Here is a 20,742-nt window from a genome sequence, read left to right as displayed (position 1 = left end):
GCAGCGCGACTCCCAGGATGTAGCCGACGATCACGGCAGCATTGCCGCAGCCACAGAGGCACGCCCACTTGCCTTTCCCGCGCTCGTGGCTGCCGGCGTGAGAGGCAACCTTCAGCCGCCCGAACGTGCGCCCGGCGAGGTCGTTGGCTTGCCGCACGCCCAAGCCTCCTCGCTCGCGCTGTCGCTGTACGCCAGACCGGCGAGTGCCAGCGACCAACGCAACGCGTCGCCGGGCTCGTTGGCGTCCGGAACGTGGTGCAGTACTGCGCCAGCCGTCAAGTAGTGCTGCATGACGCTGTCGAAGATCAGCTCTTTCTTCAGGCGCTCGACGCTCCTGCGTTCACCGCGCAGGGTGGTTGTGTGGATGGTATTGCTCATGGGTTCCTCATTGGGTAGCGTGCGGTCTATCGTCGCGTCACGTTGCCGCGGGCATCATTTGCCAGCCTGCGCGCCCATTGAATCGAAGATCGCCAAGGCGCGCGACGCGATTACCGTGGCCTTCGCCTTCGTCGCTGGCATGTGTTTTTTCGCCGTCTGCTGCGCGGCGCGCAATTGCTTTTTGGCGATCTTTGCCTCAAGCCGGGCATATTCGCGGCGTTCCTTGCGGGTGAGCGGGCGCACCTCTTCAATGGCCTCAAGTTTGCTGACGGATTCGGCCACGGGGTCGCGTGCGGGAGCGCTGAAGGCTTCCGACTCTACGGTCGGTGCGATGACTTCAGCGGGCTTTTCCTGCGCCTCGCTGACGGGCTCGGCGACTTCAGGCAATGCGATGGCGTCGCCAACGCGTGCGGACGGCGCAGTGGGCTTGCGCTCCCATGCAGCGATGCCGAGCCATTCGATGAATTCGGCCATGTCGGTGCCGAATCCGCAATCGGCGCAGGTTTCCTCGCGCGGCTCGATGGTCCCGTGCTCGCGCGAGTCGAACGCCGCGCGAGCCGCCGCCGCCTCCTCAATCGTGCTGAATTCGCCGAGATAAATGGTGCGGCCAGACAGAGACCCGTGAGCAGCCCAAGCCTTTGAACTCTCTGACCATGAAACGCCGTTGACGCCTGACGTGTTGTTTAGCTGCAGCGGCGAGCCATTGGTGTCAAGCGTCGGCTCGACTGTTCCGCGCGTCTTCAGGCGGTATCGCACCGTGTTGCGATGGACGCCTAACTCTTCGGCAATCTGCTCATGCGTCTTCGCGTTCGGCTTGCGCTCTGGTTGCGGGTCGCCGCCTATTTCATCCAGGTCTGCCTGCTGTGCGCGGTCGGCATTCTTCACATAGGCGAGGGCGTTGGCACCCTTCGCTATGCCGGTAAGGTAGATGGGATCGTCGTCTGAATTAAGGTCGGCTGCCGTGCCGTTGAAGCTGACTTTGATGAGCTTCACTGCGGCATCCGGATATCCGCGTGCGAGCAGCCGACGAACCTCATTGACAGAGGCGCGCATGCCAATGGCGATATCTCTGTAGAGCTTTTTTCCAACGCGGTACGTTGCCACCGCTTCGCGCAAGCTGGCATGGCGAACAGGCTTGGCCCCTTTGCTATTACGCCCAATTTTCACTTCGGTTTCGCGGTTGAAACAGGAAACGTCCACGCTGAGAGCGTCAACCGAATCGGGAAGCCAGAGAGCTACCCTGTGGACCAACCGCATGCGACCGATGAGGCGCGACGACCGTTCAAATCCTGTTTTTCCGCAGCGCACGCACGCCATAGCGGGGCGGTTCGAATAGAAGGATTTGCCCGGCTCTGCGCGCATGGGCTTTGGCGTCTCGCCGGATGCGTTCTCTTTTCCGACGGGACAACCGAGGCAATTGGACAGTCCGCGCGCATAGTTGGCAGCGCACGCGCTAAGCGTGATGTCGGCGAGCAGAGGGCGGCAATGGAAGGTCGGCGGAAGATCGGGGTAGGCATCGTTCGAGCGCATGACAACTTCCTCGATGCGCATGGGTGCAGCCAGTTGAATCTTGCGCCCGATTTGCTCATGTACCGTGTATGCCATGCTCACCCCTTTGTGCTCAGGGCTCTATTCCGGTGTCACGAACTTTTCCCGCAAAGCTCCTGAATCGCAATGTCTACCGATCTTTTATGAGTGTTGCAGGGACGCCCCGAACCAACAAAAAAGCCCCGGATAACCGAGGCTTTTCTGACTCTTAGGCAATGCGGATTACTCGCCGCGCAGCTTCGCCATCAACATGCTGGGAACTGCGCCCACGCCACCAAGCGCGAGGCTGTTGGCGATCACCTGGGCGGATTGTGCATCGATGGCCCCGTGTGCGAGGGCAGCGCCTGCAGCGGCTTCCACTTGCGGCGTGGTGTACTGCGGCGCTGCCATGCGAAGGCCGCGCACTGGGCCGGTGGGAAGGCTCTTAGCGAGGGTTTCGTGTGCGCCGACGATGCGCTTAACGTCTTCAAACTTCACGGTGATACTCCTTTGATGGTGTGGTGTTATGCGGCTTCGCCAGTGAGGCACGCCATTAATTCGGGCGGCGGCATCGAGCCCATGGCGATGTATGTGCTGATGGTCGCGGCTTGCGCCCCCGTGCATTTTCCGGCTGCCAAGCATGCGGCTGTGGCCGCTTCGATCTGCTCGGCGGTGAAGCGTTGCGGCTGCGGAACAACCGGCGCAGCGTTCTCGCCGATGCCGTCGAGCCCGAGGCTCTTGACCATCGCTTGCACGCGTCCGAGCGACTGCTTAACGCTCGCGACCGTCGGCTTTGCGGCTGTGCGCGGCTTGACGGCGGCACGGATCGTTACTGGCTCGCTGGCGTGCGCGGTGAAGCCCTTGCCGAATTTTTCTTCGAAGTCGAACGCATCCGATACGGCGGGCTCGGCGCTACGCTGGCCGTACATTGCCGCCAGTGCTGACAACGTGGCCGCCGCGATCTGTTCGTCGCTCATGAGCGCCTTGTGCATGAGGTTCGACGGGGCCGCCTGAAAGCGCTTGCGCATGCGGTTGAAGCTGCCGGGCGCGGTCGATTTCGAGAGGCTGCACGTACCGTCTTGCTCGCGTGCCCGGCTCATGCGATCCAGGGTTTCATCGTCGTCGCGACGGTCGCGCTGGCGCTGTGTGCGCTTGCCGAATTTGCGCTCTGCTTCGCGGTCGATAGCGGACTTGCTGCTGCGCGCGATCTGGCTGTGGACACGTGCCGGTGCATGCGACCCGGCGTGCGTGTTGCCCGACTGCTGTAGCAGCGAGTTCAATAGCTGCCTGTGCTGCTCGGATTTGCCGAACGGGGTTCCGCCAGAGAGGCCCAAATTGCGAAGCAACGCCTGATGCGTTGGCGTTGCCGCTAGGTCTTGCTCCCGGCTGGAAAACATGGGGTGCATATGTGATTCTCCTGCGGGCGTCCCCGCGTTGGTTTTGACGACGTTCGTCAAGCGAAATCGTGCGGTCACGAACACACATTGCGGGCGGCCGGGCGGCTTTCCCGACTTCAAATCCGGGAAGTCGAATGACGCGAATGGCGCGATTGTTTTCTTTTGCACTGAAAAAATTCGTGACGCGATAGTGGAGCCCGTCGAATCAAGAGACGCGAATGACGCGAATGACCAACTAACCCGGGGTGCGCAATTGAGCGATACCGTGGCCGGGCAGGGCGAGGACCTTATCAGCATCGGCGATGTGGCCGCGATCCTGTCCGTATCAAAGAGCACTGCGGCTCGCATCGCAGGGAAAGAAGCAGATTTCCCGAAGCCGTTCCGCCTGAATGCGAAGACGGCGAAGTACAGCAAAACAGCCGTGATCGCATGGCTGAAGTCGAAACAGGATAAGTAATGACGACCAAACCGAACACGAAGCGCACGAACCAATCGGGGGCTGACATGCGCGAAGACCTGAAGGCGAAGATCGAAGCCGCCCGCGCGGCGCTCACGAAGGCGCTCACTGCTGGCGACCCTACTGCCAAACTTCGCGAGTACGTCCGCGAGCTTGAGGCTGAAGCGCAGCGCCTCGCCGACGAAGAGGCTGCAGCAGAAGCCTCCGAACGCGCAGCTGAGCGGTCCGCCGCTGCCGAGCGCGAGGCTGCTATTCGCTCGGCATCGAAAACGCTGCAGGAGGCCCGCAATGCGCGCCTCGATGCTATGCGCGCTCATCTGACCGTCCGCACCATTCCCGATACCCGTTCGAGTTTCATCTAAGCCCGATCATTGAACCAATAGGAGTATTTACGATGACCACTCAAGCACTCGACAACCTCGCTCGCGCACGCGCTGCTCATACCGAAGCAGGCACGTCGCTTCAGGCTGCAGCGGATGCGAATTCCGCGCTGCTGGTGCGCCTCACTGAAGCGCGTGCGCGCGGCGAGGAAGCCGTGCGCGAAACGAAGCAGAGCGGCGATCCGGCTGGCAAGTGGGCGATGCGGTTGCGTTTGTCGCAAGACGACCAAGCCGACATTCAGAACCTTCTGAGCCAGTCGCTAGCTGCCCTCAATACCGGCAATGCGGCCGTGTCCGACGCCACCGCTGCCCTGCGCTCGGCTGAAGCAACCGCCCACAAGGAAGAGGCCGAAATCCAAGCGCGCGAACTCGATGCCGTGATCGCCGAACTCGATGCCAAGCTGTGCCACGCCGTGCAAGCGCGTCTCGCGTGCCACCTTGCAACGATCGACGCTGAGGTACTGAATAAGCCGCATCTTCGTAAGGTCGGCCGTACGTCGGTCTTCACGCTGTACACGCCGAGCCCGCTGCTGAAAAACATCGTTGTCAACAGCCAAGTCGGCTAACCATTCGCAACGTGTCCCGGGCCGCCTAGCGCGGCTCTCTCAACTTCTTTATAAGTAGAATCATGCGCACTTCAAGCGATACCGATTTCAACGTGGACGTGGAAGGCATTGGCCGCTTCGTCTTCGCTCGCCGCACCATTGCTGACGGCCCCAAAATCCGCAGCCGCTACAACGTCCTGACGGAAGGCAACTACTCGCCGGAAGGCTTTATGTGGGACACGTTTGCGCTGGCGCTGGTGACGCTGCAAACGCTGATGGTGTCCTCTCCGGATACGTTCAATATCGACGCACTCGATCCGCTGATGGACGACGATTGCGAGAAGACCGTCGTGAAAATCGTAACCGCGCTGTACGCAAAGGAGGGCTCTTTTCGTCGCAAACAGACGCAAGGAAGCGAAGTCGCAGGGGCGGGCGCTAGCGCATAGTTACGAGCTATGGTTCCGTAAGACGTACTGCCTTGCTCCGACCGACGAGCGTTTCCTCGCAATGACGCCTCAAGCGATTGAGTGTGAATATTGGGCCTACCATTACGAGGAAAATAAGACCGGCTTGGAGTTTGACGACGATGACGAGGGCGCAGCAGACGCCTACATGCAACAGATCATCGCAGAGGCGGAAGCTGAAGAGGCCGCAGCGGCCGCTCGCGGTGAGCAACCTGCAGAATCTGCCGTGCCAGTTGCCGAAAAGCCAGTGAAGCAACCCGTCGCACAGTTGCAACCCGTCGCACAGTTGGAAGTAGCCCCTGACGATTGGGGTCCTGAAGAGTGAAGAAAGCCCCCTTTAATTAGGGGCTTTTTCATTGGTCCGCGCCCTCTGTAGTGACGCCACGATAAGGCTATCTAACAAGCATTCGGAGTGCTGAAAAATGGCTGACGTGAAGATTGGAGTCGGAGCAAACGTAGGTGGCGTGGACGCCGCCATTCAAAAGATCACCGCGTCCATGAACAAACTCGGCGCGGCGGTGGCGGCCAATCAAAAGCTCCGCTTCGAACCGACCGACGTAAAGACGATGGCGCGCGACCTCGCGCTCGTAAATCGCCAGTTTCAGCAGACCCTAGCGCTCTCCGCGCAGGTTCGCAACGCCCTTAAGAACTCCGGGCAGAGCGGGCTGCATATCTCGCAAATCGACTGGTCGAAGACTTCTACCGATCCTCGCGCGGCGCAGCGCATGCGCGACAGAGCTTTCCTCCACTCTGTTCGCGGCTCGGCGCTCGATCCCACGCTGGCGAACGATGTAGATGCGAACGGCAACGCCGTTGCGCCTACGCCGGGTGGTGGCGGTGCCGGCGGGTCCGCAGGCGGCTCCGGTGGTGCTGGTGGTGGCGGTGGCCGTCGTCCCCCGCGTGGCGCTGGCGGGGCTTCTGGTGGCGGTGGTGGCGGCGAGGAAAGTGGCGGCGGATGGGGTCGCAAGATTTGGCGCGGAATCGGCAAGGGCGCATCGTCGTTCGGTCGCGGCATGGGTGGCGGCGCGGGCGTTGCTGGCGAAGCTGCTTCTTCGGGTATTGAGGCGGGCGCAGGTGCTGCCGCAGAAGGCGCTGGCATGATGGGTATGGCTAGGGTGGCTGGCCCCGCTGCGCTCGCGTTCATGGCCTATAAGGGTGCGGAGGCCCTTGGCAAGCTGGCCGCTGAAGGCATGCAACTCGCGAAGGATCAGAACGAGTCGGCTGACCTTTTGAAGCGCAGCATGGGCGATCTCGGAATTTCTTTTGGCGAACTCACTGGCGATTCCCGCTACCTTGGGCAACAGATCGGCGTGGCTGGTGGCGAGTTCCTGAAGCTCGAACAGGGCGCAAACAGCGCGAGCGGCGGCCTGTATCGCACCCCCAGCGAACTCGCGGCGGCCACGGTATCGGGCGGCGACCTCGCTCGCGCGTACGGCCTGCAGCCTAGCCAAGGCGTCAACTTCGTCGCCGGGATGGATCGTCTCAACAATCGCCAGAACAACAAGGAACTCGCGACTGCGCTCGCTGAAGCCATCGTCAATGCGCAGGGTAAGGCGACGCCCGGCGAAGTCATGCAGGCCATGCAGGGCTTTGCTGCCTCGCAGAATCGCTTCAATGCGGTCAACCCGAATCTCAACCATTTCGGGAACGCCTACGGCTCGATGCTGACCGGCGATATGACGGCGGACCACGCCTCTTCGATCCTCGGTCAAGCCAACTCTGCCATGCAGCATATGGGCGGCACTGAGGCGACGAAGAACTTCCTGCTGCAGCAGTTCGGCATGGACCCGATCCGCGCGCAGCTTCGCGCAGAGGGCGGCCTGTTCTCGAACGGCCTCGACAATCAGGACGTTTCCGGCTTCATGTCGCGCCGCGGCGTCAAAGACTGGGATAGCCAGTACAAGGGGCCGGCCGGTTCGAACCTCGCCGTTACCATGCAGGGTCTCGACAAGGCTTACTCCGGTCGCGGCCAGTTCGGCTACGAAATGGAGCTTGACGCCGTAAAGAACATGTTCGGCCTGAAGTCGCTCGGCGACGCGGCCAGCCTGGCGAACGCGAGCACGTCGGACCACAACGGCATCGCCACGATGCTGAAGAACGCTGGGGTCGGCCTTGGCGACATGCGCGAGGGCGGCCTGCAGGCCATCGCCGGTATCTCGAAGGCCGGTTCGTTTGACGACCTCGATAAGCTCTACCGTACTGGACCTGACGCGATCCGAAACCGCAAGGATATGCAGCCGGGCGACCTCGACGTTCTAGATAAGGCCGAGAAAAGCGGCAACTTCCAGCAGTTCCAAAACGAGCTTGTTCGCACGCTCGCTGGCAAGGGTCAATCCGACGACGGTGCCACCGTGCAGCGCTCTATCGACTCGAACATCGAAAACATCAAGTCGCAGATCGGCGAGCGCCTCGTGCCGTACGCGCAGAAGGGTATGGAGGCCATGCTGTGGATGGTGAACAAGCTGGGCGCGGGCATTTCCGTCCCGGTCGATCCGAAATTTGTGGGGCCGCAGGAGCCGACCGACAAGAGTTTGCCGCAAGCAATCGCAGACTCGCGCGTATCTCGCGCCGACGTGGACGGCCTGCACACTGCGACGGGCGGCACGGCATGGGACAAGCTGATTGACGCGGGCTCTAGCGCATTCAACTCTGGCCGTCGCGCTATCTACGGCACGCGCCTGACGGGGCTTGAGCAGCAGTACGGCCTGCCGGCGGGTCTCCTCGATGGCGTATGGGGCGCTGAAACGTCGTGGGGTCGCAATAACCGTACATCGAGCGCGGGAGCGAAGGGAAACTTCCAGATGCTCGACGCGCAGGCGAAGCATTACGGCGTGACCATTGGCGACTTCCTCTCTGAGTCGCAGGGCGCGGCGCATATGTACGGCGACCTGTTTCAGGCCAATCACGGCGACCTTGACAAGACGCTGGCCGCATACAACTGGGGCCAAGGGAACCTGAATAACGATATCAACGGCTACACGGATAAGAAAGGTGTCCGGCATGAGGCGCACGGTGCCGACTGGGAAAGGTTCGCGCCGAAGGAAACGCGCGACTATATCCAGAACATCGAAAAGACCATGAAGGAAAATGGCGGCGGGTCCGATGGCGGTGGCGTCACGGTCATTATCGAGCAGTCGAACACAACCAATGTGGGCAGCTCCACGAAGACGAAGAAGCTGTCCACCACGATCAATCCGCCGAGTGCTTCCGGCATGACGCATCGCGTCACGGTGCCGTCGAACAATACGAACGTCTAATCTCCTCGCACAAGCCCCGGTTCGCGCAAACAAAAGCGTCGTCGTCGGCTGCGCGTCGTGACACAAGCATGGTCTGGCGGCTTCACGCTGCGTATCAATCCAAAAACCGATTTAAGGGCATCCAAGTGATGCCCTTCTTTTTTTCGTCCGTACGCATGGGTGAACGTCGCTGAAACGTGGCGTGGCTAGCGCGCGCATTAGACCATCCTCTTCGCCATATCCCGCACGCAGGCATCTAGCCTGAGCTTCACGTCCGCCTCATCCTCGCCGCTATTGAGCGCGTCCCCTGCCTTCGTGCATTGAATCGCCAAGTACAGCAGCGCGGCCACGACCGGGTCGCCATTGCACTCGGCAGTGAGTTCCTTCAGGACATGCCATAGGCCGTACCACGACCGTTTGCTGATGGCCGGCGTGATGATGGCCGAGACCCGGCGTGCCTCTGTCTCAATGAGCGGCAGTGGGTCGTGCGGCCCGATGCCAGCGTGAAAGTTGGCACGCGTGTCGAAGACGAACTTGCAGAATTGCCTGACGGTCACCTCATTCGCGTCCATGCGGCATTCTCCCCATGAGCGCATCGCGCAGATCGGCGGCGGCTTCTTCCATCCTGTCGTCTAGGATGCGGCTGGCGAACTGCATGAACGCGGTGCGGATGCCTAGCCGGATATCGCCGTCTATCCTGAGCGCGAGCATGACTTGCTGAGCGAGCGCCATGCCGTCGGCGTCCGGTTGGTGCCCGATGATCGCGGCGCTGGCGCGGCGGCATTCGAATTCGAGCGCGGCCATGAACGTCGGTGCGCGCGGCGGCGTGAGAATCTCGACCGCCTCGACGGCGAAACGGGCAACAACCTGCCGAATTTTCTGTTCGTCCATTGCCGCTCCCCTGGGATGATTCAATTTTGAATAATGAATGAGGTCAACGACGTATAGACGCGAAAAGGGCGACCGAAGCCGCCCTCTATGCCAACGTTTCAGCCGTCCCCACGCTGGTAAGGGACTCACTAACCGGCTCGTGCCGTCGCTGCTGCTGGCGATCCTACCCTAAGCGCATCATGGCTGCGTTAGTGGTTTCCTCTAGGATTCTCTCCTCGGCGAGACCATCGCGTGAGTGTCGGTTTCGCTGCACGATAGCCGAGAAAATATGGGCGGCCATGATGGCGTAGTGCGTGAAGCGCAACGAAGACTTAGACGCGGCGCTCAGATCCAGAAGTGCCGAAGCAGCGCTTGCGCGACCACGATCGCGACAGCGACCGCGTACAGCCGACGCGTGAAGCGCCGCTCGAAGGCTTCAAGTGCGGAATGCATTGCCTAATTCCTCGTTTCGATTGGGTTAGCCGTGTCGCATACACCATACAAGAAACGGCCCTCGACATGGCAACTCCAATCACCAACGTTCTTCATGTCGTCATAGCGGACTGGCGGCGCCGGGTCGTCCACACGTCCAACTTCGCTGGCTAGCTTCCTCCGAAATGTCGTCAGCGGGGAGGCCGAGTCAACCAAAGCGGGGTCGATGGAGCGCGCTTCCATTGTGCTAGCGTCGACGATGGAGCCGATTTGCTGCATTAGGCGTTGTCGCTGAATTTCAAATATCAGACTGTTCGATTTCTCCGTTGCCTCGGTGCTCACTCCAGAGTGCCCGCCATGCGATCGCGTTGGCGGGGCGAGTTCATGCAATTCGCAGCTGGCATCGCCAACTCAGAATACTATATAAATGTACAGTATTCTGAGTTGGGGTGGCGTCTGTATGCGGTCGTGCGGCCGTCTATGCAAGGTGGCCTGATTGAATCACGTCAAGGGCTGGTGGGCCTTTCGCGGTGGTTTAACAATTTTTGTACCTCCAATGATATCCCGGCGCGGTTGTACGGGCCCGACCTAGTGGCTGTGCATCAAGTAGGGTGGCACCTGCAAATTTTGCCAAATCTTCTTTCCCAACTTCGCTCATTGCGGTAACTTTGTGCCGAAATTGATCAGACAATGGCAAGGACCGAGAGGGCAAAATGAACGCGAGGGACGAAGGCGCTACCGCGGCGCAGTTGAAAAAGGAGATCCTGCAGTATCTGGAGGCACTCAGGAGCCGGCAAGAGTGCTATCCAGTTTCGCTTGTCAAGGCAAGGCTGAAAGCAGCCAAACTGCCGACGGCCACGGGCTGGCCGCCATTGCTGGTGAAATATGGTGAACTTTCTGCGTCTAGGGATCGGCTGATTGAATGCCGGGACGAAGCAAGGGCAATCTACTTGGATTCGCTCTTGGTCGGTACTCGGGCCGTATCGATTTTCGATGTAGAGCCCAAGGAAGCTAAAATTGCGGCTGGTGAGATCGGAAAATTTGTCGATACGACTTCCGAATTTTCCGAGCGATTTCCCTTGCCGCTCTCTGATTCGAAAATTCGACGAGCTTCGTTCAACGGCGTTTTTTGTCACGTTCAGGTCCATCCGGACGGAACGACACGAGTTTTCGTATGTAGCAAACGCGCATTCCGAAAACGGGAAGCGATAGATCTCAATACACTTGATGGTAGCGCGCGGTCTGCGCTCGATGGGTACGACGAAGTCATTGGTGTTCGAAATGGATTCGTACAGGCCTTCGACTCAATCGTTTTTCGACCCGCAACCGGTCGCGTGGAGGTCCATATCGACATGTCATGCCGTCTGACCCGCGATGATTTTGCGAAAGCAAGAAATTTTTACACCGAACGCCTAAATGCCGCGTTCGGTGAGCGTTTCGGTAACGACAAGTGGCTGCTCCTGCCGCGCAACTTTTTCCCGCTGATCGCAAAGCTATACGCTGAAAAGGACGGCTTTGTAAGTAAGCTGGGTCACGCTACGACGACGAATTCGATCAAGGAAGAACGGATGCGGGGTCGGAAATCTGACCTTCGGAAGGAAGATTTTCACCTGAATGGAATGGAGGCGATTGATGGCGATACGGATGAGTATTCGATCCGTAAGGGCTGGCTGGCAAAAGATGAAATACGCGTCCCAAGCCTCGAAATCTCGGGGCATTTTTCCATTGCCGGCGGCGCAGACAGCCGGGTAAGCTATGCCGTTATAGACGGATGCTCGGACGAGGTGGATTTCGCGATGGTCCTTAGCAAACTTGATTAGAACCTGACGTGGAAAAGGATGCCGTCATTGCGCGTATTGAAGAGGATCTTGGGCGTAGGCCCGAGGTCAGACGCGCGTGCGTGGAAATTGTGGACTATTTATCCAGAAAGGATACTCAAAAAGTCAACAGAGTGACGTTCGGGCAACTCGGACGCATTGCCGGTATTCCCGAAGTAGTCGATATCCTGCCAGTTGTCGAGTATCTATCTGGCGGACGGTTGCATCTGCTTGATCCACGTTTTGAGTTTATCGACGCGGACAATGATTTCATTGAGGAGGTGTCTGTAGAGGAGGTTGCGCAGGCTCGCCATGATGCAGTTTTTTATCATCCCGGCACAGGTGAGCCAGTCAAGGACTTCGAACGTTCGCTATTCATGTTCTTCGTGCTCAGTGAGGATGCTCACTCGCTGGGGGGCGCGCAATGACATTGGATTCGATGTCACTTGCAGATCTGCAAAAATTGGGCGCTATTCGGCCTGAATGGGCACTCTTTGCGGACCGCTTCCTCGTCGCGTCATACGACGAATTCGTCCGCGTCTTGTATATCGATATTGACCAGTGTATCGCCAAAATCGAAGAAGATCCCGATGTGCGCAGCGAGGACGGGGAAGATCGTCTGACGGCTGAACTTATAGCCATGCTGTGTTCGCGGATGTACGATGCGTCACACGACGAGAAAATCGGTGGCCACTCTGATATTGTCGTTCGGCATTCGGCGGGTTATCTATGGGTGGGCGAGGCCAAAATTCATAGTGACTATGCTTACCTCGAAAAGGGCTTCAATCAACTCACTACTCGATACTGCCCTGGTACCCCGAACGCTGATCAGGGTGCGTTGATTGCATATGTGAGAGTGGAAGACTGTGCAGGCGTCCTTGCAAAGTGGCGGACGCGATTACAAGGGTTAAGCCTGCCCGACTATGCTGAAGCCAAATGCGACACGCGTGATGACTTGGCATTCTTTTCGACACACAAGCATGCCGGGTCTGGGCGCACGATGCGAGTTAGACATATCGCCGTGAAGCAGCATTTTGATCCTAAGGATAGGAAGGAAACTTCGGCTACGACGGCTGATGTCGCGAGGGCAAAGGCCGTTTCAGTTCCCACCGTCGCGGTCGCTCCCAAGCGAGTGACCGGAAAAAAAGTGGTCAAGGCGTAAGCGTATTCGGCAGAGTCTCGCCCCATGATGCAACGACAATAAAATGGGGTGACGATGAGGACTGAGGCGCGAAAAAAGGCAGCGAATTACGGAAGTTGGGCTTTCGCGACATTGGCGGTGGGTCTTGTGCTGCTGGTGGCCGAGATTCCACCGATTTCGTATTCGAAAGTGCAGATCGACAAATGTCCCTTTGACAGAGCGGGCAGTGTGATACCTGATCGAACCGCAGATGGGACTGGCTCAAGCCCATTGCGCAAGGTAGAAGGCCATGTCGGCGAAGCTGTTCATGTTGAATATTGCGGCCGGACTGTAACTAACGTCACAGCGTCGGGAGCGACAATATTTGAAGTGCGTCCTGATACTCAGGCGACGTTAAATTCCCAGGCTGATTCGGAGAGGCGGTCGATCGTTATTATGGGCGCCGGTTGGCTGCTCTTAGGCGTGCTCTTTTTTCTAAAGTGGCGCCTTCTGAAGCGTGAGGCTGATTACACCATCAGATAGCAGAGCGGGTCGGCGCAGGTCTCGCGGATCGCCGCATGTCTGCGACGACTAGGTCGAACACGTCAGTCGAGCCGCGCATACCTCGTGGATGCCGCAAACCACCGGCGACTCATAGTCGAGCATCCAGCCATCCGCAAAGAGCGGCACCAACGACCGTTCCTTGGTGAGATCGAACGTTTCCCGAACATGGGGCGCGATCTCTGCGGCGAGTTGTCCAAGCGGGACACGCTCCTGCCAATCGAAGCGTGCGCCGTTGGCCTTGCACCAAATTCGTCCTGATTCGACGAGGTGGTCAGTGCGTAGCCATTCGCTGGTGCGCGCCATTGCGACAAGCTGCGCGACGACGAGGTAGCACAGCAATTCAGCGCGTGTGCCGTCACCGGAGTCGGTCATGCCGCGCTACCTGTCATCGATTGGAACCTCGTAACGCGTGCCACACGCCTTGCAAATCACCGGTTCAAGATTGGCCCGTGCACCCAATGGCACGAGCGGCTGTTCCTCGCGGTTGAGGAAGCACACCGGGCAAGGAAGATGGCCGTGCGGTGTCAGTTTGGACCAGTGGTTAACGAACCGCTGGACTTCCATCGGCGGCGTGTCGATCGTTTCAAGATGATCCAGCAGGACGTGGAAAAGCGGGGCATTCTGCATGTCGCCTCCAAGCGGCGGTAGCGAATATGTTACCCGGACGTACACGCGAACGTCAGTTCTGCCTCCTGTGGCGTCCACCCACGAACGCCATGCGTCTGCATATCGACCTGATGCATCTGCTTGCCATGTTGAGTGCAGTACTCGTCGGCGCGCTTGAGGCTGGACGCTTTTACTTCGCCCCACGGCGTCATGCCGCCGCGGACTTGAGTTGTAACCGTGTAGTGTCCGTCGCCGGCAGGTGTAACTTCGGAGACTGTTGTGCAAGCGGCGAGGATCGTCAGTCCAGCGATCGCTAGTTTTGTTTTCATGTGTATTTATTCTTTTTGAATTGTGTCGGCGAGGGCAGTTCATCGCCGCGCTGCAATGGGTCTTCTCGCGCTTGGGGTGCTCGGTATTATTCCCGGTCGGCGGTTCATACAGCCCGCGCGCCGGACGGTCCAATTAGGGCTCGCTGGTTCGGAATCCGGTTGCGAGCCTCCCATTCTTCGGTATAGGTTGCCGTATGAGTCGGTCCGCGAACCGTTATTCAGAAGGGCAGGAACACCGTTGCATCATCGGCGTGTGTTGTGCGACGTCGTTGGCCGCTGCGGTTTGAATGCCCATCCTCGGTATCTTCTTGCGTTAGCTGTTCAGGGCGTGAGTTTAACCTGCCGGCGCGGCGAGCGGACCCTGGCCGGACGGCCAATCTGAACCGCCAATCCACATTGCAGCCCCACGCCACGGCGACAAATCTCGCACAAGCCGCGCCGCGTCCGCTTCACCTGCATGACAGCGTCATTCTTCCACCATGGCCCGCATATCCACCGTGCGTTCGTTCACCGCGCTACGCCGCTTGGCCAGCCACATCATGAAGGTGATGAAGGTGCCGAACACGACGATGATCCACTGCGCCGGCATCTTCGCGGTGAGCAACAGCGCATAGGCGCCGAGCATCAGCAGTACGGCAAGATTCTGGTTGAAATTCTGCACCGCGATCGAATGCCCCGCGGACAGCAGCGTCGCGCCGCGATGCTGAAGAATCGCGTTCATCGGTACGATGAAAAAGCCCGAGAGCGCGCCGAGCAGGATCATCAGCGGATAGGCGAGCAGCATGTAGAACGGCAACACGTACGTGCCGATGCGAATGCCTGAACCCGGCGGGAACAGGTCCTTGTTGTAGAACGCCATGGCGATCGCCACCGCGCCGGTCAGAATGCCGACCGGCAACACGCGCAGCGATTTGCGCAACGGAATCAGCGCGGCCGCGGCCGCGGCGCCCACCGCGATGCCGAGCCCCGTGACTCCTTGCATGACCGCCGCCTTCGAGAGCGACAGCCCGAGGTTCACGTTGGCCCATTTGAGCACCAGCAATTGCAGCGTGACCGCGCCGCCCCACATCAGGGTGGTCACCCACAGCGCGATCTGCGCGAGTTTGTCGGCCCACAGCACGTTGAAGCAATGATAGAAATCGCCGACCAGTTTCTTCGGTTCGTTCAGGCGCTTCTCATAACGCGCGCCGGTGTCGGGAATGAAGATGTTGATCGCGGCGGCGATCGCGTAAGTCACCATCGTCGCGAACATGGCGAGATCGGCGGAGGAGCGGATCAGTGGCAGATGCGCGTGCGCGACGAATTTATCCGCGAAGGTGCTGATCAGCGCGCCGCCCACCATCGTGCCGACGATAGTCGACAGCACGGTGGCCGATTCGAGCCACGCGTTCGCCTTGACGAGTTTTTCCGCGGGCAGCAGTTCAGTGAGGATGCCGTACTTGGCCGGCGAATACGCGGCCGCGCCGAAGCCGACCACGCCGTACGCAATCATCGGATGAACGCCCGCGATCATCATCAGGCAGCCGCTCGCCTTCAACGCGTTGGAGATGAACATGACGTGCCGCTTTTGCATCGAGTCGGCGAAAGCGCCGACGAACGGCGCGAGCAGCACGTACGAAACGGTGAAGAAAATCTGCAGGAGCGGCGTGACCCAGGCGGCCGAGCGAATCACGGAGAGCAGCGCGATGGCCGCGATCAACAGTGCATTGTCCGCAAGCGACGAAATAAACTGCGCCGCGATGATTGTGTAGAAGCCTTTTTTCATGAAGCGGGTCGGGAGCTGCGCGCAAGTCAGGCGCAAAGCAGGGCGCAGCAAAAAACGCGCGAATCGCAGCCGGCAATGAAGTGCGCCGGCGCGGCATTTCGCTTTGTAGCACGAACGCCCGCTGCATGCAGGCGCGCCAACGAAAAAGCGGCCGAAGCCGCTTGTTCATATTCGGTTGCCGGTGCCGGACCGGCGTCACGCTGGCAAGACTTAAGCCGGTTGCTGACGCGTGCGGCTATAACGCGACAGGATCGGAATCATCTGCGCGTAGACCTTCGCGTTGCCCGCGACGATTTCCCCGACGTGCAGGAAATCCGAATCGCCCGTGTAGTTGCCGACGAGGCCACCGGCTTCCGTGATCAGCAGGCTGCCCGCGGCGACGTCCCACGCATTCAGGCCTTGCTCGAAGAAGCCGTCCATGCGGCCGGCGGCGACGTTCGCCAGATCGAGCGCGGCGGCGCCCGGGCGGCGCAGGCCGGCGCAGGCTTCGGTCATTTCAGCGAACTGGCGGCCGTACGCTTCGAGGCCGTCCTTTTCGCGGAATGGGAAGCCGGTGCCGATCAGGCCGTCGGCCAGACGGTCGCGCTTGGCCACGCGGATGCGGCGGTCGTTAAGGAATGCGCCACGGCCGCGCGAGGCGGTGAACAGGTCGTTGCGGGTCGGATCGTAGACCACGGATTGCGTCACGATGCCTTTATGAGCGAGCGCGATCGACACGCAGTAGTACGGAAAACCGTGGATGAAATTGGTGGTGCCGTCGAGCGGATCGATGATCCACTGGTATTCGGATTCGTTATCCGACTTGCCGGATTCTTCGGCGAGGATCGCGTGATCGGGGTAGGCGGTCTTGAGCGTGTCGATGATCGCCGCTTCAGACGCTTTGTCGACCTCCGTGACGAAATCGTTGTGCTGTTTCTTGCTGACCTGGACGAGATCGAGGTCGAGCGATGCGCGGGTGATGATCTGTGACGCGCGGCGCGCGGCCTTCACAGCGATATTGAGCATGGGATGCATGAGACTGGATCCTTGTGCCGGGGCAGCACGGCTGCTGACCGGTAGATGAGCGCTAACCTGCGCTAATTGGGCGCCCTCCAAGGGGCGCGGAAACAGCACGGAACGCCCGCCCGGTACAGGCCCGGTGCGCATTCCGCCGACGGAGACGAATTGGATAAGAACGAGGCGCTCATGCAAAGCTGGACGCGAATATCGGTATTTTACCTGAGTCCGGGCGCCGCGGCAGCGTTCGCGGGAGGGGTGGGTAATCTGCGCGGGTTTTGCGCGGCATCGGCAAGCGCACCTGCATGCAAATCGGACTGGCTGCGGCGTTGGCGCTACCATACGCGTCTTTAGCTTGCAGAATTCCATCGTGGACCACACCCACCATTCTTCCGATCCTGACATAGCCGAATTGCGCGGGGGCTTCACCTCGACGCGCTTCGTGCTCGTCGAGCCGAGCCATCCGGGCAACGTCGGCGCCGCGGCGCGCGCGCTGAAAACCATGGGTTTCTCGCGGCTCGTGCTCGTGTCGCCGCGCGTGCCGCACGTGCAGAGCGATCCGGAAGCCATCGCCATGGCAAGCGGCGCCGACGACGTGCTGGCCTCCGCGCACGTCGTGCCGACGCTCGCCGACGCCCTGAGCGGCGTGCATTGGTCGATCGCGCTGACCGCGCGGCTGCGCGAATACGGGCCGCCGCAATGGACGCCGCGCGCCGCGGCCGGCGTCGCGCGCGAGCAGGCGGTGCATGGCGAGATCGCGCTGGTGTTCGGCAACGAGCGCACGGGGCTGTCGAACGAGGACGTCGAGCGATGCAGCGCGTTGGCGCATATTCCCGCCAATCCGGCCTATAGCTCGCTCAATCTCGCGCAGGCCGTGCAGGTGTTGGCGTATGAGTTGCGCACGATGTATCTATCGGCCGACAGCGCAACGGACGGGGCGCAAGGCACGCTTCAGGCGGCTGCGGGGCAGAGCGAGCCGGCCGGCGCGCGCGCCGCGAGCGACGAAATCGAAAGCATGTTTACGCATCTGGAAAGCGCGCTGGTCGCGCTCGAATTTCTCGATCCGGCCAATCCGAAGAAACTGATGTCCCGTTTGCGCCGCCTGTTCGCGCGTTCAGGTCTCGAGCGCGAGGAAGTGAATATCGTGCGCGGCATCGCCAAACACATTCTGTTGAAGACCCAGTCCAGGGATGGCGGCGCGTCCTGAGCGCTGCATGCCGTTTCTGAACGCTTTCCCGATAGCCGGCGACGACCCCGCCGGCAGCGTGGACTTCCGGCAGGTTTTCCGCAATCCCCCTACAATCCCCAAAACGTTCTAAGCAAAGCTGCCGCGGTGCTATGCGGCAAGCCATGCCGTGGTGCGCGCCGGGTCGCGCGCGCGGCCCTTTCTCCCACAACACAGTTGCTGCCATGTTCACGAGACTTCGCGAAGACATCGCCACGATCCGCGAGCGCGACCCCGCCGCCCGCAGCGCCTGGGAGGTCCTCACGTGTTATCCGGGCCTGCACGCGCTGGTACTGCACCGGCTCGCGCATGCATGCTGGCGGGCGAAGCGCCGCTGGCTCGCGCGTTTCATCTCGCAGATGGCGCGCTTCATGACCGGCATCGAAATCCATCCGGGTGCGACGCTCGGGCGGCGCGTGTTCATCGATCACGGCATGGGCGTGGTGATCGGCGAGACCGCGCAGATCGGGGACGACTGCACGATCTATCAGGGCGTCACGCTCGGCGGCACGTCGCTCACGCGTGGCGCGAAACGGCATCCGACGCTCGAGCGCGGCGTAATCGTCGGCGCGGGCGCGAAGGTGCTCGGCGGTTTCACGATCGGCGCGGACGCGAAGATCGGTTCGAACGCGGTGGTCACCAAGCCCGTGCCGGCGCGTGGCACGGCGGTGGGTAATCCGGCGCGGATCATCGTGCCGGCGGCGGCTGAAATGGTTTCAGAGGCCGCTGATGCCGGTTCCAAGGGCGCCGCGCGCGACATCAAGCGCTCCGCCGGAAGCAGCGGCTTCTGCGCATACGGCATCACGCCGAACGCGGACGATCCGGTGTCGCTGGCGATTCACGGACTGATCGATCACGCCGCCACGCAAGCAAAGCGCATCGACGAAATCGTCGACGCGCTGGAGCGGCTCGGTACGAGTCTCGAAGGACTGCAAGGCGCGGATGCGGCGTTGCTCGATCTGCGGCGGTTGTCGGCCGCGATCGCAGGCAAGGTGGAAGGGGCGGTGGCGGAGCGGTAACGCTTTTTGCAGGCGGCGACACCGCCGTTCACGCGAGCGGCCAGCGCTAATGGTAACGCCACATCGACGCGCAGAGAGGGTAGCGCTAACGCTGGCACGCAGCGCAAATGAAAGCCGTGCCCAACCCGCACCACCGCCTTCAATCCAACGGCAACGCCCGAATCCCCTCAGCATCGATACGCAAATACCCGCCACGCCGCTCGCCGTGGTCGAGATCCCAATCCGGCAAAACCCAGCGCGTGCCGCCCGGCTCGCGATGCCGCGCCGGCCGGTGCGTGTGCCCATGAATGAGGGTCGCTGTTTTCGACGACTTGAATAACGCAGCCACGGCCGCCGCCGTCACGTCGTATTTCGGCGAAACCGGCCGCGAGCGGCCTTGCTCGCTTTTCGAGCGCATGTTCTCGGCGAGCTTCTGACGCCAGCGCAACGGCCACGCGAGAAACAACATCTGCGCGAAATGGTTGCGCGCAAAACGCCGGAACGTTTGATAGCCGCGATCCGCCGTGCACAAGCCGTCGCCATGCGCGAGCACGACACGTGTGCCGAACGCGGTGATGACGAACGGATCAGGCAGCCAGATCGCGCCGGCCGCTTTCATGAAACGCTTGCCCAGCAGAAAATCGCGATTGCCGTGCATGACGTAGAGCGCGATGCCGCGCTCGGACAACGTATGCAGCAGCGCCGCCATGCGCGCGACGAACGGCTCGACGAGCATGTCGTCGCCGATCCAGTACTCGAACAGATCGCCGAGTATGAAAATCGAATCGGCCTGCTCGGCCGTGAAGCGGATGAAATGCTCGAACGCGGCGACCGTATGCGGAATCGCCTCGCTCAGATGAATATCGGAGAGGAGAAAAAACGGGCGTGCGGCGTGCGGGCGTTTGCCCTCGCCAGGCACGCCCGCGGCGACGCTTCGCAGCGGCGTTTCTTGCAGCATTGAAGGTGCCTGATGTCAGTTCGAACGGGTCGACGCGTCGTTCACGTTCAGTCGACGATCACAGCCTTTTCGATCACCACGTCGTCCGCCGGCACGTCCTGATGGAAGCCCTTCGAACCCGTCTTGACCTTCTTGATCTTCTCGACGATGTCCAGGCCTTCGACCACCTTGCCGAACACGGCGTAGCCCCAGCCCTGCGGCGTCGGCGACGAATGGTTCAGGAAGTCGTTGTCGTTCACGTTGATGAAGAATTGCGCCGTGGCCGAATGCGGGTCGTTCGTGCGCGCCATGGCGACCGAGCCGTTCACGTTCTTCAGACCGTTGTTCGCTTCGTTGGTGATCGGCTCGGCCGTCGGCTTCTGCTTCATGCCGGGTTCGAAACCGCCGCCCTGGATCATGAAGCCGTCGATCACGCGGTGGAACACCGTGTTGTCGTAGTGGCCGGCCTTCACGTAGTTGAGGAAGTTCTCAACCGACTTCGGCGCCTTCTCAGCGTCCAGTTCGAGTTTGATGACGCCGTGGTTCGTATGCAGTTCAACCATGATGGAATCCTTTGATGAACAGGGTGGGTAAAAGGCGCGGTGAGTCGTCATGAGTTGACTTTGAGCCGCGCCGGGGCGTGGATTGAGCGCTGACGCTGTTCTCGTGCGCGCTGTTTCTTGCGCGCGCTTTCAGTGC

The 20,742-nt window shown here is 60.6% G+C and carries 23 protein-coding genes; 10 read left to right on the top strand and 13 right to left on the bottom strand.

Going from position 1 to position 20,742, the window contains the following annotated elements; genetic code table 11:
* Positions 1-111 precede the first annotated feature (111 nt).
* The 4 genes from PQR32_RS22895 to PQR32_RS22880 form a co-directional block, all read right to left on the bottom strand.
* Positions 112-378 (bottom strand): hypothetical protein, encoded by a 267-nt coding sequence (locus PQR32_RS22895; RefSeq protein ID WP_408232001.1) that lies wholly within the window; start codon positions 376-378, stop codon positions 112-114.
* Between the two features lie 54 nt (positions 379-432).
* Complete coding sequence (locus PQR32_RS22890) at positions 433-1,983, bottom strand: helix-turn-helix domain-containing protein (protein ID WP_408231998.1); 1,551 nt, start codon at positions 1,981-1,983, stop codon at positions 433-435.
* A 165-nt stretch (positions 1,984-2,148) separates the two neighbouring features.
* Positions 2,149-2,403, bottom strand: coding sequence for a hypothetical protein (locus tag PQR32_RS22885; protein WP_408231995.1), 255 nt, complete (start codon positions 2,401-2,403; stop codon positions 2,149-2,151).
* Positions 2,404-2,429: 26 nt separating this feature from the next.
* Positions 2,430-3,638, bottom strand: a complete 1,209-nt coding sequence (locus tag PQR32_RS22880) for a hypothetical protein (RefSeq protein WP_408231993.1) — start codon at positions 3,636-3,638, stop codon at positions 2,430-2,432.
* A 120-nt stretch (positions 3,639-3,758) separates the two neighbouring features.
* Here PQR32_RS22880 and PQR32_RS22875 point away from each other — a divergent pair, with 120 nt between their 5' ends.
* From PQR32_RS22875 to PQR32_RS22855, 5 genes are all read left to right on the top strand, one after another.
* Entirely contained in the window at positions 3,759-4,121 is a 363-nt protein-coding gene (locus PQR32_RS22875) for a hypothetical protein (RefSeq protein WP_408231990.1), read from the top strand.
* 32 nt (positions 4,122-4,153) lie between these two features.
* Positions 4,154-4,705 (top strand): hypothetical protein, encoded by a 552-nt coding sequence (locus PQR32_RS22870; RefSeq protein ID WP_408231987.1) that lies wholly within the window; start codon positions 4,154-4,156, stop codon positions 4,703-4,705.
* A 62-nt stretch (positions 4,706-4,767) separates the two neighbouring features.
* Positions 4,768-5,130 carry a hypothetical protein gene (locus tag PQR32_RS22865; protein WP_408231984.1) on the top strand — a complete coding sequence of 121 codons (363 nt, stop codon included), beginning with the start codon at positions 4,768-4,770 and terminating at the stop codon, positions 5,128-5,130.
* A gap of 61 nt (positions 5,131-5,191) precedes the next feature.
* Positions 5,192-5,473: a hypothetical protein gene (locus PQR32_RS22860; protein ID WP_408231981.1), complete on the top strand. Its 282-nt coding sequence runs from the start codon at positions 5,192-5,194 to the stop codon at positions 5,471-5,473.
* Between the two features lie 97 nt (positions 5,474-5,570).
* On the top strand, positions 5,571-8,405 hold the full coding sequence (locus tag PQR32_RS22855; protein WP_408231978.1) for a lysozyme family protein: 2,835 nt from the start codon (positions 5,571-5,573) through the stop codon (positions 8,403-8,405).
* Between the two features lie 197 nt (positions 8,406-8,602).
* Here the strand turns inward: PQR32_RS22855 and PQR32_RS22850 are convergent, their stop codons facing one another.
* Together PQR32_RS22850 and PQR32_RS22845 are read right to left on the bottom strand one after the other, a co-directional pair.
* The gene (locus PQR32_RS22850; protein ID WP_408231975.1) at positions 8,603-8,956 is read right to left on the bottom strand and encodes a hypothetical protein; all 354 of its coding nucleotides are present in this window, start codon (positions 8,954-8,956) and stop codon (positions 8,603-8,605) included.
* A complete protein-coding gene (locus tag PQR32_RS22845) occupies positions 8,943-9,275 on the bottom strand; it encodes a hypothetical protein (RefSeq protein ID WP_408231972.1) in 333 nt (110 codons plus the stop codon). Before PQR32_RS22845 ends, PQR32_RS22850 begins: the two co-directional genes overlap by 14 nt.
* Positions 9,276-10,399: 1,124 nt before the next feature.
* Between PQR32_RS22845 and PQR32_RS22840 the strand changes: the two genes are divergently transcribed.
* Genes PQR32_RS22840 through PQR32_RS22830 form a run of 3 tightly spaced genes read left to right on the top strand, consistent with a single transcriptional unit; the run spans position 10,400 to position 12,665 of the window.
* Positions 10,400-11,506 (top strand): hypothetical protein, encoded by a 1,107-nt coding sequence (locus PQR32_RS22840; protein WP_408231969.1) that lies wholly within the window; start codon positions 10,400-10,402, stop codon positions 11,504-11,506.
* An 8-nt stretch (positions 11,507-11,514) separates the two neighbouring features.
* Positions 11,515-11,931 carry a hypothetical protein gene (locus tag PQR32_RS22835; RefSeq protein WP_408231966.1) on the top strand — a complete coding sequence of 139 codons (417 nt, stop codon included), beginning with the start codon at positions 11,515-11,517 and terminating at the stop codon, positions 11,929-11,931.
* Positions 11,928-12,665: a hypothetical protein gene (locus PQR32_RS22830; protein WP_408231963.1), complete on the top strand. Its 738-nt coding sequence runs from the start codon at positions 11,928-11,930 to the stop codon at positions 12,663-12,665. Before PQR32_RS22835 ends, PQR32_RS22830 begins: the two co-directional genes overlap by 4 nt.
* Before the next feature lie 549 nt (positions 12,666-13,214).
* Here PQR32_RS22830 and PQR32_RS22825 read toward each other — a convergent pair.
* The 5 genes from PQR32_RS22825 to PQR32_RS22805 form a co-directional block, all read right to left on the bottom strand.
* A complete protein-coding gene (locus PQR32_RS22825) occupies positions 13,215-13,559 on the bottom strand; it encodes a hypothetical protein (protein WP_408231960.1) in 345 nt (114 codons plus the stop codon).
* A gap of 6 nt (positions 13,560-13,565) precedes the next feature.
* Positions 13,566-13,814 carry a hypothetical protein gene (locus PQR32_RS22820; protein ID WP_408231957.1) on the bottom strand — a complete coding sequence of 83 codons (249 nt, stop codon included), beginning with the start codon at positions 13,812-13,814 and terminating at the stop codon, positions 13,566-13,568.
* 29 nt (positions 13,815-13,843) lie between these two features.
* Positions 13,844-14,122, bottom strand: a complete 279-nt coding sequence (locus tag PQR32_RS22815) for a hypothetical protein (RefSeq protein WP_408231954.1) — start codon at positions 14,120-14,122, stop codon at positions 13,844-13,846.
* Between the two features lie 466 nt (positions 14,123-14,588).
* Positions 14,589-15,887, bottom strand: coding sequence for a lysophospholipid transporter LplT (gene lplT, locus PQR32_RS22810; RefSeq protein ID WP_408231951.1), 1,299 nt, complete (start codon positions 15,885-15,887; stop codon positions 14,589-14,591).
* A gap of 210 nt (positions 15,888-16,097) precedes the next feature.
* Positions 16,098-16,901, bottom strand: coding sequence for an inositol monophosphatase family protein (locus PQR32_RS22805; RefSeq protein WP_408231948.1), 804 nt, complete (start codon positions 16,899-16,901; stop codon positions 16,098-16,100).
* A 352-nt stretch (positions 16,902-17,253) separates the two neighbouring features.
* On the opposite strand from PQR32_RS22805, the gene PQR32_RS22800 reads away from it, so the two are divergent.
* Positions 17,254-18,090: an RNA methyltransferase gene (locus tag PQR32_RS22800; RefSeq protein ID WP_408231945.1), complete on the top strand. Its 837-nt coding sequence runs from the start codon at positions 17,254-17,256 to the stop codon at positions 18,088-18,090.
* A 203-nt stretch (positions 18,091-18,293) separates the two neighbouring features.
* Positions 18,294-19,127, top strand: a complete 834-nt coding sequence (cysE, locus tag PQR32_RS22795) for a serine O-acetyltransferase (RefSeq protein ID WP_408231943.1) — start codon at positions 18,294-18,296, stop codon at positions 19,125-19,127.
* A 139-nt stretch (positions 19,128-19,266) separates the two neighbouring features.
* Here the strand turns inward: cysE and PQR32_RS22790 are convergent, their stop codons facing one another.
* Both PQR32_RS22790 and PQR32_RS22785 read right to left on the bottom strand, forming a co-directional pair.
* A complete protein-coding gene (locus PQR32_RS22790; protein ID WP_408231940.1) occupies positions 19,267-20,064 on the bottom strand; it encodes a UDP-2,3-diacylglucosamine diphosphatase in 798 nt (265 codons plus the stop codon).
* A gap of 47 nt (positions 20,065-20,111) precedes the next feature.
* Positions 20,112-20,606 (bottom strand): peptidylprolyl isomerase, encoded by a 495-nt coding sequence (locus PQR32_RS22785; RefSeq protein WP_074764298.1) that lies wholly within the window; start codon positions 20,604-20,606, stop codon positions 20,112-20,114.
* Between the last annotated feature and the right edge of the window lie 136 nt (positions 20,607-20,742).

Origin of the sequence: Paraburkholderia dipogonis, assembly GCF_046027395.1 — a bacterium.
Classification (GTDB): Bacteria; Pseudomonadota; Gammaproteobacteria; order Burkholderiales; family Burkholderiaceae; genus Paraburkholderia; species Paraburkholderia dipogonis_A.
Note: the sequence above shows the minus strand (reverse complement) of the source record. Positions and strands in the feature narration are given on the sequence as shown.

Coding starts and splice junctions, on each gene's coding strand:
- PQR32_RS22895 (WP_408232001.1), bottom strand. CDS start 378: ATGAGCAATACCATCCACACAACCACCCTGCGCGGTGAACGCAGGAGC.
- PQR32_RS22890 (WP_408231998.1), bottom strand. CDS start 1,983: ATGGCATACACGGTACATGAGCAAATCGGGCGCAAGATTCAACTGGCT.
- PQR32_RS22875 (WP_408231990.1), top strand. CDS start 3,759: ATGACGACCAAACCGAACACGAAGCGCACGAACCAATCGGGGGCTGAC.
- PQR32_RS22870 (WP_408231987.1), top strand. CDS start 4,154: ATGACCACTCAAGCACTCGACAACCTCGCTCGCGCACGCGCTGCTCAT.
- PQR32_RS22865 (WP_408231984.1), top strand. CDS start 4,768: ATGCGCACTTCAAGCGATACCGATTTCAACGTGGACGTGGAAGGCATT.
- PQR32_RS22860 (WP_408231981.1), top strand. CDS start 5,192: ATGACGCCTCAAGCGATTGAGTGTGAATATTGGGCCTACCATTACGAG.
- PQR32_RS22855 (WP_408231978.1), top strand. CDS start 5,571: ATGGCTGACGTGAAGATTGGAGTCGGAGCAAACGTAGGTGGCGTGGAC.
- PQR32_RS22850 (WP_408231975.1), bottom strand. CDS start 8,956: ATGGACGCGAATGAGGTGACCGTCAGGCAATTCTGCAAGTTCGTCTTC.
- PQR32_RS22845 (WP_408231972.1), bottom strand. CDS start 9,275: ATGGACGAACAGAAAATTCGGCAGGTTGTTGCCCGTTTCGCCGTCGAG.
- PQR32_RS22840 (WP_408231969.1), top strand. CDS start 10,400: ATGAACGCGAGGGACGAAGGCGCTACCGCGGCGCAGTTGAAAAAGGAG.
- PQR32_RS22830 (WP_408231963.1), top strand. CDS start 11,928: ATGACATTGGATTCGATGTCACTTGCAGATCTGCAAAAATTGGGCGCT.
- PQR32_RS22825 (WP_408231960.1), bottom strand. CDS start 13,559: ATGACCGACTCCGGTGACGGCACACGCGCTGAATTGCTGTGCTACCTC.
- PQR32_RS22820 (WP_408231957.1), bottom strand. CDS start 13,814: ATGCAGAATGCCCCGCTTTTCCACGTCCTGCTGGATCATCTTGAAACG.
- PQR32_RS22815 (WP_408231954.1), bottom strand. CDS start 14,122: ATGAAAACAAAACTAGCGATCGCTGGACTGACGATCCTCGCCGCTTGC.
- lplT (WP_408231951.1), bottom strand. CDS start 15,887: ATGAAAAAAGGCTTCTACACAATCATCGCGGCGCAGTTTATTTCGTCG.
- PQR32_RS22805 (WP_408231948.1), bottom strand. CDS start 16,901: ATGCATCCCATGCTCAATATCGCTGTGAAGGCCGCGCGCCGCGCGTCA.
- cysE (WP_408231943.1), top strand. CDS start 18,294: ATGTTCACGAGACTTCGCGAAGACATCGCCACGATCCGCGAGCGCGAC.
- PQR32_RS22790 (WP_408231940.1), bottom strand. CDS start 20,064: ATGCTGCAAGAAACGCCGCTGCGAAGCGTCGCCGCGGGCGTGCCTGGC.
- PQR32_RS22785 (WP_074764298.1), bottom strand. CDS start 20,606: ATGGTTGAACTGCATACGAACCACGGCGTCATCAAACTCGAACTGGAC.